Origin of the sequence: Marinomonas lutimaris (genome assembly GCF_019426345.1) — a bacterium.
In the GTDB taxonomy this organism is placed as follows: Bacteria; Pseudomonadota; Gammaproteobacteria; order Pseudomonadales; family Marinomonadaceae; genus Marinomonas; species Marinomonas lutimaris.
The window spans coordinates 217424-230652 of sequence record NZ_JAHLLW010000001.1 but is presented as its reverse complement, the minus strand read 5'-3'; the positions used below and the strand labels follow the sequence as shown (position 1 = coordinate 230652).

Sequence of the window (13229 nt, the reverse complement as noted above, 5' to 3'; positions counted from 1 at the left end):
GCTAAAGCAGGCTGATCATCCTTAAGAAAAAATTTGCTCGCGTATTAAGAACGTACTTCTTTGGCAACGACAATCCCTAAGCGTTTCGCCAAGCGCGCTAGGTTAGCGCGATCCATAGACAATTGCTGAGCGGCTCTAGTCCAATTGCCGTCATTGTTTTCTAACGCTTTTCGGATTAACTCTCGTTGATAAGTCTCTGTTTCTAAACGCAAATCGATTGGTTTATGTTTTTCTAAACGCGGCGGCTCTAGCTCGTTTTTCTGTATCTTTTCTTTAGCACTATTATCGATTTGTAACCCTGTTAAATGAGCAGAAGTGATAACGGTAATACCTGTTGCATTGTCCGCTTTGCCGCTTTCTGCCTTTGAACTCTCGGCCCTAGAAAATAGCGCCGCGCGAGAGATGACGTGTTCTAGTTCTCGAACATTACCAGGCCAGTGATAAGCTTCGAGCATGTCGATAGCTGATGCGGATAAAATCAGTTGTTGCAGGCCTAATTTGCGGCGAAAACGTTCGGCGAAGAATCCGGCTAATAAGGCAATATCGCCTTGTCTGTCGCGTAACGCAGGAACTTGAATAGGGAAAACACTGAGGCGATGGAATAAATCCGCTCGAAAACGATTCTCTGCTACTTCTGTTTCTAAATGTCGGTTAGTCGCAGCAATAATACGCACGTTTACTTTGCGAATTTGATCTTTGCCAACCGCTTGGATTTCTTGATTCTGAATGGCACGAAGCAAAGTACCTTGTACTTCTAACGGTAATTCTCCAATTTCATCGAGCAACAAGGTTCCGCCGTCAGCCAACAAAAACTTACCATCTCTATCTCTATCCGCTCCGGTAAACGCACCTTTTACATGGCCAAAAAGCTCACTTTCGATGAGATGGTGCGGAATCGCTGCACAATTTACATACACCATAGGCGCGTCTGCACGGGAAGATTGTTCATGCAAAGCTCTTGCGACAAGCTCTTTTCCAACACCCGTTTCACCTTCGATTAAAATAGAAAAATCCGACGATGCGACTAAATTAATCGACTGTTTGAGATCTTGCATAGCCTTGCTTTGGCCGATCATGTCAATGCGTTGATCGCCCATCACTTTTAGTACGTTCTGGGCGTGGAGAGATTGGTTTTCTAAACGCTCCATCAAGATGGCGGTATTTAGTGTCATGGCCGCCATGGTACCGATGATTTCCAAAGCACGCGCGTCGATATTATCAAAAACGCCCGGCATGATGCTGTCTAAAGTGACAACACCGATCAATTTTCCTTCCAAATACAAAGGAACGCCCATGCAAGAATGCACAGGTAAATTCTCATCGTGGCCTAACACCATGCCATCGTAAGGATCGGGAAGAGGCGACTCAGCAGGAAAACGAACCGGATAATGACCGCTACAAATAGCCTTCAAACGCGGGTGTTCATCAATAATAAACCGACGCCCCATTAGGTCTTCCGATAAGCCCCGCTGGGCAAGCGGTGTCAGCACACCATTATTATTCGCCAATAAGACGACTGCATCACAGTTAATTGTTGCCCGCACCGCATACACCAATTGTTCAAAACGATTGGGCTGCGTCACCGCGCTAGCAAGATCGAGGGCAAAGCTCAATAAGGCGTTATTAGAGACCTGATTCATGGTTATCAACTCATAGGGCAAATAATATTTCGTGTCAATTTGACTCGAAGATATCATATAGACTTTTTTATTAGCGAGTCTTATTGACTCTTTAATTGATATTAAAAACCTAAATTACTGATTTTATTATCTATTATTAGTTGGCGCGCGCTTCGCTATAGAAGAGTTAACAAAACACCTATCCGTACTCTTAGCAAAGGAAATAACATGTTAACTCAACACCATATCGACACTGTCAAAGCGACTATCCCGCTTCTTGCTTCTGCAGGAACTGCGATTACAGAACATTTTTACCAACGCATGTTTTTCCATAATCCTGAACTAAAAGATGTGTTCAACATGACGCATCAAAGAACCGGTGGTCAGCCTGCAGCTTTGTTCAATGCCATCGCGGCGTACGCAACGCACATCGATAATCTAGAAGTATTGACTAGCGCCGTGACGCGTATAGCTCATAAGCACACCAGTTTTAATATCCAACCAAACCAATACGACATCGTTGGTCATCACCTACTTGAAACCTTACGAGAACTCGCACCAGAGGCTTTCACCAAAGACGTAGAAGAAGCTTGGGCAGCGGCCTACACTCAATTAGCTGGTATCTTTATTCAAGTCGAAGGAGATCTTTATAGAGAGCGAGCTGCGCAACGTGGTGGCTGGAAAGATTTCCGTCGTTTCCGTCTTGCGTCTAAAACACCAGAATCTGATCTAGTAACCAGCTTTGTATTTGAACCTGTCGATGGCCGCGCAGTAATAGACTATCAGCCAGGACAATACTTGGGCGTTAAGTTACATCCAAAAGGCAATGAGTACGATGAGATACGTCAATACTCTTTATCAACAACACCAAATGGCAAAAACTATCGCATCAGCGTAAAACGCGAAGGCGCAGGTGACATCAAAGGTGTTATGTCGAATTACCTTCATGATCATTTAAACGTCGGAGACGAAATTGAAGCCATGCCACCAGCAGGTGATTTCGTATTCAAAGACAAGCAAACGCCCGTCGTGCTGATTTCTGGTGGTGTGGGTTTAACGCCAATGCAAGCCATACTAAATACTCTAGATAAGCAGCAATACGGCCACCCTGTGAGCTATTTACACGCTTGTGCTCATCAAGGTCAACATTCCTTCAAAGAGCACGTAAACAGCCTAAAAGGCCATTTAAATCTGTCCGTTCATACTTGGTACGAACAAGCCAAAAGCGAAGAAGAGGGCGTAACAAAAGGCATGATGCAACTAGATACAATAAAAGACAGCTTGCCGCTGACGAATGGCGAGTTCTATTTATGCGGGCCTGTTGGCTTCATGATGTTCGTTAAGCAGCAATTGCTAACCCTTGGCGTGGAAGCAGACCGCATTCATTACGAACTATTCGGCCCGCATCAAGAAGTTTGATATTTAGCTAAACTTCTTGCTTAAACGGCAACAATGCGTGGGTATCTTGATGGTACTCACGCACGGCTTGGGCTTCTTCTTCGCAGAAGTTACCAATGGCTTCGCGGAAGCCTTCATGGGCGATGTAGTGAATACTGTGGCTAAAGACAGGTTCAAAACCTCGGGCGATTTTATGTTCCCCTTGGGTGCCAGGATCAAAATGCTGTAACCCTTTTTCCAAGCAAAACTCAATGCCTTGGTAGTAACAAGCTTCAAAATGCAGGCAATCCACTTCTTCCATACAACCCCAGTAACGACCGTACAAAGAGTGATCGTCGAAGAAACACCAAGACGCAGCAATGGCTTCTTCATCTAGAAAGGCTTGTACCAAAAGAATTTGATTGCCCATGTTTTCGGCTAATTGACCGAAAAATTCTCGGGTTAAATAGCCTTGTTGCCCACGTTTTGCATAAGTGGATTGATAACACAGATAAAAGAAATCGATGTCTGCCGAGGTTAAATCGCTGCCTATAGTACGAGTCAGCTTGATACCTTCCTTCGCGACCTTGTCTCGTTCCTTACGTGCTGTTTTGCGTTTGCGGCTAGAGAAGTGAGATAAGTAATCTTCCATGTCTTTGTAATCGCGATTAAACCAATGGAACTGACAGGAAATTCGATGCAATAGGTCTTTATTTGGTGCGAATAAGGCCGCGTGTTCAGGCTTGGTAAATAACAGATGCCAGCTTGAAAACTCTCGTTCTTGGTTGGCTTGAGTCATTAATTCTGCAAGCGCTGGGTACAGATGAGAAAACTGCACATCATCGCCTTTTGGATCGAGGTGAGAAAAAATCCGCGAACCTGTCACAGGAGAAAAAGGAATCGCCCAGATGCGCTTAGGAAAGTAACGCATGCCGTAACGCTGGTAAGCATCAGCCCAAGACCAATCGAAGACAAATTCGCCTTGAGAGTGGGTTTTTAAGTAGGTTGGGGCAATGGCAAGCGGGCTGTCGTCATCATCCATCACTAGCAAATATTCAGGATACCAACCGGTTCCATCGCCGATGCTTTTGCTTTGCTCTAACGCCTGATGAAAAGCAAATTGCGCAAAGGGATAACGTGTTTCTCCAATAGCCTCTTGCCATTTGGCTTGGCCTATTTGATCAACCGAGTTAAACCATTGCGCTTTCATACTACTTTCCTTTCTGTCGCTTATTGCAAAGGCTGTTTGACTTACATCTGTTTACGCATTTCATCCACTAGACTGGCAATTTCTGGTCGGACTTGTCGCCATAAATAAAACGCTTCTGCGGCTTGGCCAACCAACATGCCTAGACCATCGGCACCATCAGCACCATGCTCGTGCGCCCACTGTAAAAACACAGTGCGCCCCTTGCCATACATCATGTCGTAACACCAGGTTTCAGCGTTTATTAGCTCGTCTTTTAAGGGTGGCAAACTGCCAGATAAGCTCGCTGATGTGCCGTTAATGATGATATCAAAAGGACCTTCTAGCGCTTCGAAAGATGAAGCTAAACAATCAAATTGATAGGCCAAGGACTGAGCTTTCTCAAACGTACGATTAGCAATGGTGACAGATTCTGGATTCTCAGCTAAAACGGGTTCAAGCACACCTCGAACCGCACCGCCTGCGCCCAGAAGAAGAATACGTTTATCCGTTAAACTCTGTCCATGATTATGAATAATGTCACGAACCATGCCGATTCCGTCGGTATTATCGCCGAAAAGGTCGCCATTTTTACCCATTAGTAAAGTATTCACCGCTCCAGCTTGTTTTGCCCGTCGACTTAAAATATCACACATAGCATAAGCGCGTTCTTTAAACGGCACGGTAACATTCAGACCTTTTCCATCTTTTTCAAAAAAATCTCTGACTTGATTTTCAAATTCAGCCTCGTCGCCAAGCAAGGTCGAATACACCAATTCTTGATTCGTCAGCGTAGCAAAATACGTATGAATGCTAGGTGATTTACTGTGGGCTATTGGGTTACCTACAACAGCATATTGATCCAAAATTCATCCTCTTAGAAAGTAGAAAAAATTATAAAAGACGATAACAGCATTATCACTTGGCCAGAACAAGCCAATCTTTCGACGTCAAATAGTACTCGGTTAGCTTGGCTTCTTCGCTACCCGCTTCCACCTGATATTCATACGTCCAACGCACTTCTGGTGGTAATGACATTAAAATGGATTCGGTACGGCCCAAGCCACTTTGTATGCCAAAATGCGTGCCACGGTCAAACACCAAATTAAACTCTACATAACGCCCACGACGATGCAATTGGAAGTCGCGCTGTTGCTCAGTGAATGGCAAATCTTTACGACGCTCTAGAATCGGCAAATAGGCTTTAGTAAATGTATTGCCTACCGATTGCATCATGCCGAAACAATGCTCAAAACTACCTTCATTAAAATCGTCATAAAACAAACCACCAACACCTCGTGGTTCGCCACGGTGTTTCAAATAAAAGTATTCATCGCACCATTTTTTAAAGCGCGAATAATAACCTTCTCCAAATGGCTCGACAGCATCATAAGAAGCCTTGTGCCAATGGATACAATCTTCATCGAAACCATAATAAGGAGTCAGATCAAAACCACCACCAAACCACCAAACTGGTGCCATATCGTCTTTGTAAACGATAAACAAACGCACATTAGCATGAGACGTCGGAGCCATAGGATTGTTAGGATGGATCACCAAAGACACGCCCATGGCTTCAAATCGGCCACCAGCTAACTCAGGACGATCAACCGTCGCAGAGGGCGGTAAGTTATCACCCATGACATGAGAGAAGTTAACTCCGCCTTTTTCAATAACCTCACCACCTGCTATAACACGAGTCCGTCCACCACCGCCGTTGGGTCTGTCCCACGCATCTTCTTTGAAACGAGCTAGTGGCTCGACGCGTTCTAATGTAGAGCAAATATGGTCTTGAAGAGAAAGGAGATAGTCTTTAACGGCTTGCACATCGAGATTGGTAACCGTAGCGGGTGAACTTGCTGACATGAGATACTCCATCTGGTCATGGCTTTAAAATAAAACAAATAAAAACGGCCTAATCATTTAGGCCGTAGTTTATCACTTAATAGGGAGTTTTCGTGCAGGATCTCACTAATAAAGACAAGAACCATCAGGGCGAGTGCGCAATAGATTCAAGATCCACATATATTGTTCTGGATGCTTAGATATCATGGACTCAAGAGCTTGATTCATAATAAGAGCATCAGTTGCCTCATCACCACTGGGGAAATTTTCCAAAGGAGGCGAGATAAAGAGTTCGTATTTACCCGATTCAGCATTGTACGCAGGTAGCATGGGGATCACCGTCGCATCAGTCAAGGTTGCTAGACGACCTAACCCTTTCATTGTCGCTTTGTTTGACGCAAAGAAAGGTGTGAATACAGAATTCTTCGCGCCCAAATCTTCATCCGGAAGGTAGTAGCCTAAATGGCCTTCTTTAATAGCATTCATAAAGGGCTTAATGCCACTGGTACGGCAATATACACGAGCACCGTAGCGTATGCGCTGACGATGTATTAACCAATTGATAATGGGGTTTTTCTGAGTGCGAATCATGGCGACAGTTTTGTAGCCTTTCGCTGTTAACATGATTCCAGCGTAGTCAATTGCCCAACAATGTGGAACCAAGGCAATAACTTTCTTCCCTCTATCTAAAAGCGGAAATAAATGTTCTTGACCAGTAATAGTACAACGAGATTCACAGCGTCGCTTACTACGAACAACGAGCTCACCGTAAGCAATAAAAAATTGCGCAGCGGTCTGAAAGCTTTTTTTCAATAGGGTCTCGCGCTCTTCCAAAGATTTTTCAGGAAAGCATTGTTCAATATTTACACGCGCTCTTTTTAGCGCTTTACTTTTTGTATTAAGCAGACGACAAGCGATCCAGCTTGCCATTTTATCTCGCCAGCGTAACGGCAAAAAAGCAATTGATAAGGACACAAAAACACCGACCCATGTAGTCCAAAAACGAGGATGTAGGAATCGCCATTGAAAAGTTGGATTATATGCATGTTTATCAGCAGAATTCATTTTTAGTGTTTCGCATGAATCGTGAAAATTAAATGATACATTATTCGATTAATGCCTGAAAATGATATCTTGTATCTTTATTTTAACAACCATATTGCCTCCACTCAGATAAAGCTCGATCAAAAAAATCAGGCTTATCCGTGCCCTGAACTAAAATAGATGCACCATGTAAACAAGCAAGTAACTGAACAGCCTGTGTTAGCGCTTTATCATCCTCAATATCGCCCAAACGAACAAATATCTGCGTTAGCCACTCTAACTTTAGCTGATAAAACGTTACTAATTCATTACAAACCTGTTCGGGTAATATGGTTTTATCTGATGTAAGCATAGTACACAAGCTCATATTACGCTGATCAACAATTTTTGCCTTAAACCCATCAATAAAACTATTCAACAGAACATTAGGGTTCAGCTGCTCATTATTTAGATTTGGTAGCTGCTCAGAAAACTCCTCATTATAGCGCGCCATAACCGCTGAAACTAGATCACCTTTGGTCGGGTAGTGGTAGTGAACACTTGCACTCTTGATTCCAATTTCATCAGCAATATCACGAAAACTAAAAGCGTTGTAACCTCCTAGCGTGATTAATCGCTCTGCCGTATCGAGGATTTTGCTCTTCGTATCGTTTTTCTCGACTATCATAGTTATTCTCGGTTATCAAAATGTCATTTTTTTGAAAATAAGGTTTATCTATCTACTAGTAGGTATTTTATTGACCCACAATAAAATAACCAGTTACATTCTACCTATCTAGAGATAGGTAGAATGTTTTTTTACCTCAAAAACAACTCACGGAGACAAATATGACATACGATCTTGTGGTTTTAGGCAGTGGTCCTGGTGGTTATGCTGCCGCATTTCGAGCAGCGGATTTGGGCTTAAAGGTCGCTTTAATAGAACGCCACAATACATTGGGCGGCGTCTGTCTAAACGTCGGCTGTATTCCATCTAAAGCCCTATTACATGTAGCAGGCAAAATCCTTATGGCTGACGAACCAGCCCACGGAGTGCAATTTGCCAAGCCGACTATTGACCTTGAGGCCATCCGCCATCATAGACAATCCACAGTAGATACATTAACTGGCGGCTTAACAATGATGGCCAAAGGTAGAAAAGTCACCGTTCTTCATGGCGAAGGGAAGTTCGACTCGACAAACTCAATAACAGTTTCAAAAGACGGTTCAGAAGAAAAAGTAGAATTCAAAAACGCCATTATCGCCGTTGGTTCACGTGCGATTAAATTACCTTTTGTGCCTTATGACGATCCACGAATTTTAGACTCTACTAGCGCTCTGCAACTCGAACGTATTCCTGAGCATTTATTAGTACTTGGCGGCGGTATCATTGGCCTAGAAATGGCTACAGTTTACCAATCTCTAGGGGCTAAAATCACCGTTGCGGAACTTGGCGAACAAATCATGACAGGGGCTGATAAAGACCTTGTGAAGGTCTTCGAGCAAACAAACAAAGACCGCATGACCTTTTTGACACAAACTCAAGTGACCGATATAAAAGCGACACCTGAAGCGTTAAATGTCACCTTGAAAGACAAAGACGGAGAACGCAATCTTGCAGTTGATGCAGTACTTGTGGCTGTTGGTCGCTCACCTAACGGCAAAACGGCAGGCATTGCAGACATTGGCGTAAAATTAGACGAACGAGGTTTTGTATTAACTGATGAGCAATGCAAAACATCTGTACCTAATATTCTAGCCATTGGCGACGTCACCCATGGTCCAATGCTGGCGCACAAGGCTTCACACCAAGGCCATACCGCCGCCGAAGTTGTTGCAGGCCATAAAGTCGACTTCGTGCCTCTCGCTATTCCATCGATTGCTTACACTTTCCCTGAAGTTGCTTGGGTTGGTTTAACCGAAACAGAAGCGAAAAAGCAGGGCATCCCTGTTAAAACAGCCGTTTTTCCATGGACTGCAAGCGGACGAGCGATTGCTTCTGGCGTGACGCAAGGTAAGACTAAACTTATCTATGATGAAGCAACAGAACGTGTCTTAGGTGCTGGCATCGTTGGTTCTCATGCAGGGGAATTACTCGGTGAACTGACCCTAGCCATCGAGTTCGGTGCAACATTGGAAGACATCGCCTTAACCATCCACGCCCACCCAAGCCTACACGAATCCGTCGGCTTAGCGGCAGAACTCGGCGCGGGGACGATTACAGACTTACCGAACAAGAAAGCGAAAAAGGCTTAACATCTGGTGACGAGACTTGTGCGTGAACGCCACATGGTGTTCACGCACAGTTATTCTCTGATGATGAAACCTAATAATTAGGAAATCATAGATCAACTGACATAGACGATGTGCTGTTCATCATCATAACTAAAATCCAGGTAAATCTGGATTTGGTTTTCCTCTAGATGTAACTTCGAAACTAGATCAAAGGTGCCTTTTTCGGCTTTTTCCGCAAATGTTCGCAATTGCTTTTCCAGCATTACCCAAGCGACTCCATCCCTTGATTCATCGAAATTATTACCCGCTCTAGAAGCCCTTAGCCAACTAAAATAGGCCAATGAATTCGCTTTGATATCAATACTATCGCCAGCATCTGTTTCTATATAGCTAAGTCCAAAATGGAAAAGTTGTTGTTTTATATACGCTTTCCACTGCTGCATGAACTGATCGAAATAGGTCAAACAAACCTCTTTTATCAAACGTTTTTTACTACCATATTTTCACGCAACGTTATAATCGGAGCACTCGTCGTCTGCATAGGCTCTTTTTGGAGACGCTCAAAATGATGCATTAATACGTTGATAGCAGTGAGCGCTTCCGATTTCAAATCTTGGTCAATGATAATATCTACCTCATTTTGAGAGAGTAAATCATAGGATCCATCATTTAGCTCATGACCAATAAAAACAACATCCTTTGACCAACCTTTTTCTTTTAACGCTTGAGCAACCCCTTGAGTTCCACCTGTCACGTTATAAATACCTAAAGGCTTAACACCAGAGTTAAACAACTTAATCAAGCTATCGTAACTTTCTTCATCTAAATCGTGATTGTTAAGAGACTCTAAAATTTTAAGGTTGGGAAATTGTTCTCTAATCACTCGTCTAAAACCTAGCTCACGCTCATATTGAGAGCGGTAAGGCGCACTCACAACAAGAACAACTTCACCAGCACACTGCCCGATATAACGCCCCATTAAAGATCCCGCAGTGCGACCCGCGCTCACGTGGTTTGGTCCAACATAAGATAAACGCGATGTATCACACAAGTCAGTCGTAAAGCAAACTATTGGACAGCCAGCTTTTACAATTCTATTAACAGAAGAGGAAATAGCAGGGTCCTCCCTACACAGCAATACAATAGCGTCATATTGCTCTGAAGACACTTCTAACAGTGCAAGAAAGCTCTCTAAATTAAACGGATAGAGTGACTTTGTGTGAATCGTAATATTGTGTGGAGAAAACAGTTCTCTGATTTCAAGTACAGCATCCTCGATCGAGCGTAAAAAATTAGCGCCAGATTCTGATAGAAATAAAAATCTTAGAGGCTCATTCGATTCTGTATTACCTGAATCAATCGACACTTGCTGCTGAATATTCAATTGTTGAATAGCGGCAAATACTCTTTCTTTCGTATGGGGACTGACTTTGGCTCGATTACTTAACACTCGATCGACCGTCGCTACGCTTACCCCAGCCAGTTCAGCAACCTCTTTCATCGTTGTTTTTTTTAGTAAATCTACTGACACGTCTACTGTTCTCTATTTAGTAAAATGAAGTCTGGCTTAGATTACCGTCTTTGATGTTGAAAGAGAACCTAACTATCCGTGATACACAAAAGCCTCATCTTGAAACATTATCACCGTTTACATACAAACCAATAAACATAAAAAATACCATCATAAAAAAGAAATACAATATCAATTAAAAAACAATAACTTAATGAAAAACAAAAGAAACAATGAAACAAAAACACATCAAAATGATCTTTGTCAAATCAAAATGATATTGATAACATCAAATCTCAATGATAGATTCACAATCTAGTGAGGCTTAGTTTCACTAATAAATAAAATAATAAGGAGAAGCACATGAAAAAAATAATTACAGCTGCCATGACGCTAGCCATTTTAGCAACCCCTGCACTAGCGGACTCTAACCAACCTAGAATTGGCGTCACACTGTTTAGTTTTGACGACAATTTTCTATCTGTTCTAAGAAATAATATCGAAACATCGGCAAAGAAATCTGGCGTTAACTTACAAGTAGAAGATGCGCAAAATGAAATCGGTGTTCAGCTAAACCAAATACAAAATTTTATCGCGTCAGGTGTAGATGCAATCATAGTTAATACAGTGGATTCCGATGCCACTATGGGCATGAGTGATGCGGCAGAAGAAGCTGGTATCCCATTGGTTTACGTGGGCCGTCACCCAATAAATATTAACATGATGCCCGATAATCAGGCGTTTGTAGGTTCCAATGAATTGGAATCTGGCACCTTACAAGCACAAGAAGTTTGCCGCCTATTAGATGGTAAAGGCAAAGCCGTTATTATGATGGGTACCATTGGCGATAATAATACAACGATTCGAACTAAAGACGTTCATGACGTATTTGCTACCCCAGAGTGCAGCGGTATTGAAATCATTGAACAACAATCCGCGAACTTCATGCGTACTGAAGGTAACAACCTAATGTCCAATTGGTTAACGGCTGGCTTAGAGTTTGATGCAGTGATCGCTAATAACGACGAGATGGCATTAGGCGCAATACAAGCACTTAAAGCCACAGGCCGCTCTATGGACAGTGTCATTGTCGCAGGTATTGATGCAACCTCAGACGCTCTCTCATCTATGAAAGCTGGTGATCTTGACGTAACCGTTTTTCAAAATGGTGCAGCTCAAGGCAGTGGTGCAGTTCAAGCAGCCTTGCAACTTATAAATAACGAAGAGGTAGAGCAAAAGGTATGGATTCCTTTTGAGTTGGTCACACCAGAAAACATGGCTGATTATAACAAACTTAACTAAGAACATTGCTTTTGTCCTCCTAGCTGGGAAAGGGCTTTCCCAGCTTTTGAACAAGGCCCAGTCAAAATTTCTGGTTTTCATCAACAATAAGTTTTCACAAATAAAAAGGTTAATAATATGAGTATACGAGTTGCATTAATAGGCACAGGTATTATGGGGATGGATCACGCACGTATATTTGCTGAAGACCTACCTCACGTTGAATTACATACCATTTGCGATGTGTCTGCAGAACGCGCTCGCTATGTAGCCGATCAATTTGGTATTCAACACGCTGAAACAGACGCTCTCAAAGTTATTGCAAGCAAAGAAATAGACGCCGTAGTCATTGCCAGCCCAGATCACACACACACTCCATTAACTTTGGCTGCAATAAAAGCAGGTAAACCAGTTCTGTGCGAGAAACCATTGGCAACAAGTTCACAAGAATGCCTGACCGTTATAGAAGAAGAGATTAAGCTGGGTAAAAAAATGGTGCAACTCGGCTTTATGCGCCGGTTTGATCCTTCATACACAGCAATGAAACAAGATTTACTACAAGGAAAAATAGGCCAAGCCGTGATGTTTCATTGCTTCCACCGGAATGTCGAGGCACCTGCAAACTTCACAGGACAAATGGCCATCTCTAATTCCGCCCCTCATGAATTTGACGCTGCACGCTTTATGCTAGATGAAGACATTCAGTCCATTTCAGTATTTCAACCAAAATGCTTAGATACATCTAAAGTAGGTGCACCAGTGTTTATGGTCTTGGAGACTGAATCCGGTCGCTTGGTAAATATTGAAATCAATAATAATGCAGCGTATGGCTATGACGTACGCGGTGAATTAGTAGGAGAGAAGGGCAGCATCGCTTTACGCAGTCCCGTTCTTACGGAGCTACATAGCGCATTACAGGCAAGCGAAGCCTATGCAGCAGATTGGAGACCACGTTTTGCCGAAGCCTACCGTTTGCAAAATAAGGCGTGGATTCAATCAATCTTGACAAACACCCCCAATCCAATTGCTTCAGATTCATGGGATGGATATTGCGCCACACTAATAGCAGAAGCTGGTGTGCAAGCACTCTCCTCAGGCCTAAAAACCCCCATTCATCGCATAGAAAAGCCGACTCTTTACCTATAAGGAACTA

The 13229-nt window shown here is 43.0% G+C and carries 12 protein-coding genes; 4 read left to right on the top strand and 8 right to left on the bottom strand.

Annotation, left to right across the window (positions count from 1 at the left end; translation table 11 throughout):
- Positions 1–44 precede the first annotated feature (44 nt).
- Complete coding sequence (norR, locus tag KPL72_RS01025; RefSeq protein ID WP_249422036.1) at positions 45–1640, bottom strand: nitric oxide reductase transcriptional regulator NorR; 1596 nt, start codon at positions 1638–1640, stop codon at positions 45–47.
- Positions 1641–1847: 207 nt separating this feature from the next.
- Here norR and hmpA point away from each other — a divergent pair, with 207 nt between their 5' ends.
- Positions 1848–3038, top strand: coding sequence for an NO-inducible flavohemoprotein (gene hmpA / locus KPL72_RS01020; protein ID WP_219701291.1), 1191 nt, complete (start codon positions 1848–1850; stop codon positions 3036–3038).
- A 7-nt stretch (positions 3039–3045) separates the two neighbouring features.
- Here the strand turns inward: hmpA and KPL72_RS01015 are convergent, their stop codons facing one another.
- From KPL72_RS01015 to KPL72_RS00995, 5 genes are all read right to left on the bottom strand, one after another.
- Positions 3046–4206, bottom strand: a complete 1161-nt coding sequence (locus KPL72_RS01015) for a GNAT family N-acetyltransferase (RefSeq protein ID WP_219701288.1) — start codon at positions 4204–4206, stop codon at positions 3046–3048.
- 41 nt (positions 4207–4247) lie between these two features.
- The gene (aroE, locus tag KPL72_RS01010; RefSeq protein WP_219701285.1) at positions 4248–5048 is read right to left on the bottom strand and encodes a shikimate dehydrogenase; all 801 of its coding nucleotides are present in this window, start codon (positions 5046–5048) and stop codon (positions 4248–4250) included.
- 52 nt (positions 5049–5100) lie between these two features.
- Entirely contained in the window at positions 5101–6048 is a 948-nt protein-coding gene (gene hemF / locus KPL72_RS01005; protein ID WP_219701281.1) for an oxygen-dependent coproporphyrinogen oxidase, read from the bottom strand.
- Between the two features lie 105 nt (positions 6049–6153).
- Positions 6154–7092, bottom strand: a complete 939-nt coding sequence (gene lpxM / locus KPL72_RS01000; RefSeq protein ID WP_219701279.1) for a lauroyl-Kdo(2)-lipid IV(A) myristoyltransferase — start codon at positions 7090–7092, stop codon at positions 6154–6156.
- Between the two features lie 82 nt (positions 7093–7174).
- A complete protein-coding gene (locus KPL72_RS00995; protein ID WP_219701276.1) occupies positions 7175–7738 on the bottom strand; it encodes a TetR/AcrR family transcriptional regulator in 564 nt (187 codons plus the stop codon).
- A 161-nt stretch (positions 7739–7899) separates the two neighbouring features.
- Here KPL72_RS00995 and lpdA point away from each other — a divergent pair, with 161 nt between their 5' ends.
- On the top strand, positions 7900–9306 hold the full coding sequence (gene lpdA / locus KPL72_RS00990) for a dihydrolipoyl dehydrogenase (RefSeq protein WP_219701271.1): 1407 nt from the start codon (positions 7900–7902) through the stop codon (positions 9304–9306).
- 92 nt (positions 9307–9398) lie between these two features.
- Here the strand turns inward: lpdA and KPL72_RS00985 are convergent, their stop codons facing one another.
- Both KPL72_RS00985 and KPL72_RS21145 read right to left on the bottom strand, forming a co-directional pair.
- Complete coding sequence (locus tag KPL72_RS00985; RefSeq protein WP_219701268.1) at positions 9399–9749, bottom strand: hypothetical protein; 351 nt, start codon at positions 9747–9749, stop codon at positions 9399–9401.
- 14 nt (positions 9750–9763) lie between these two features.
- On the bottom strand, positions 9764–10816 hold the full coding sequence (locus KPL72_RS21145) for a LacI family DNA-binding transcriptional regulator (protein ID WP_212917123.1): 1053 nt from the start codon (positions 10814–10816) through the stop codon (positions 9764–9766).
- A 342-nt stretch (positions 10817–11158) separates the two neighbouring features.
- On the opposite strand from KPL72_RS21145, the gene KPL72_RS00975 reads away from it, so the two are divergent.
- Positions 11159–12097 (top strand): sugar ABC transporter substrate-binding protein, encoded by a 939-nt coding sequence (locus KPL72_RS00975; RefSeq protein ID WP_219701265.1) that lies wholly within the window; start codon positions 11159–11161, stop codon positions 12095–12097.
- A gap of 117 nt (positions 12098–12214) precedes the next feature.
- Positions 12215–13222, top strand: coding sequence for a Gfo/Idh/MocA family protein (locus tag KPL72_RS00970; RefSeq protein ID WP_212917121.1), 1008 nt, complete (start codon positions 12215–12217; stop codon positions 13220–13222).
- Positions 13223–13229 lie beyond the last annotated feature (7 nt).

Excerpts from the sequence above, each read along its gene's own strand:
- norR (WP_249422036.1), bottom strand. The coding sequence starts at position 1,640 with ATGAATCAGGTCTCTAATAACGCCTTATTGAGCTTTGCCCTCGATCTT.
- hmpA (WP_219701291.1), top strand. The coding sequence starts at position 1,848 with ATGTTAACTCAACACCATATCGACACTGTCAAAGCGACTATCCCGCTT.
- KPL72_RS01015 (WP_219701288.1), bottom strand. The coding sequence starts at position 4,206 with ATGAAAGCGCAATGGTTTAACTCGGTTGATCAAATAGGCCAAGCCAAA.
- hemF (WP_219701281.1), bottom strand. The coding sequence starts at position 6,048 with ATGTCAGCAAGTTCACCCGCTACGGTTACCAATCTCGATGTGCAAGCC.
- lpxM (WP_219701279.1), bottom strand. The coding sequence starts at position 7,092 with ATGAATTCTGCTGATAAACATGCATATAATCCAACTTTTCAATGGCGA.
- KPL72_RS00995 (WP_219701276.1), bottom strand. The coding sequence starts at position 7,738 with ATGATAGTCGAGAAAAACGATACGAAGAGCAAAATCCTCGATACGGCA.
- lpdA (WP_219701271.1), top strand. The coding sequence starts at position 7,900 with ATGACATACGATCTTGTGGTTTTAGGCAGTGGTCCTGGTGGTTATGCT.
- KPL72_RS00975 (WP_219701265.1), top strand. The coding sequence starts at position 11,159 with ATGAAAAAAATAATTACAGCTGCCATGACGCTAGCCATTTTAGCAACC.
- KPL72_RS00970 (WP_212917121.1), top strand. The coding sequence starts at position 12,215 with ATGAGTATACGAGTTGCATTAATAGGCACAGGTATTATGGGGATGGAT.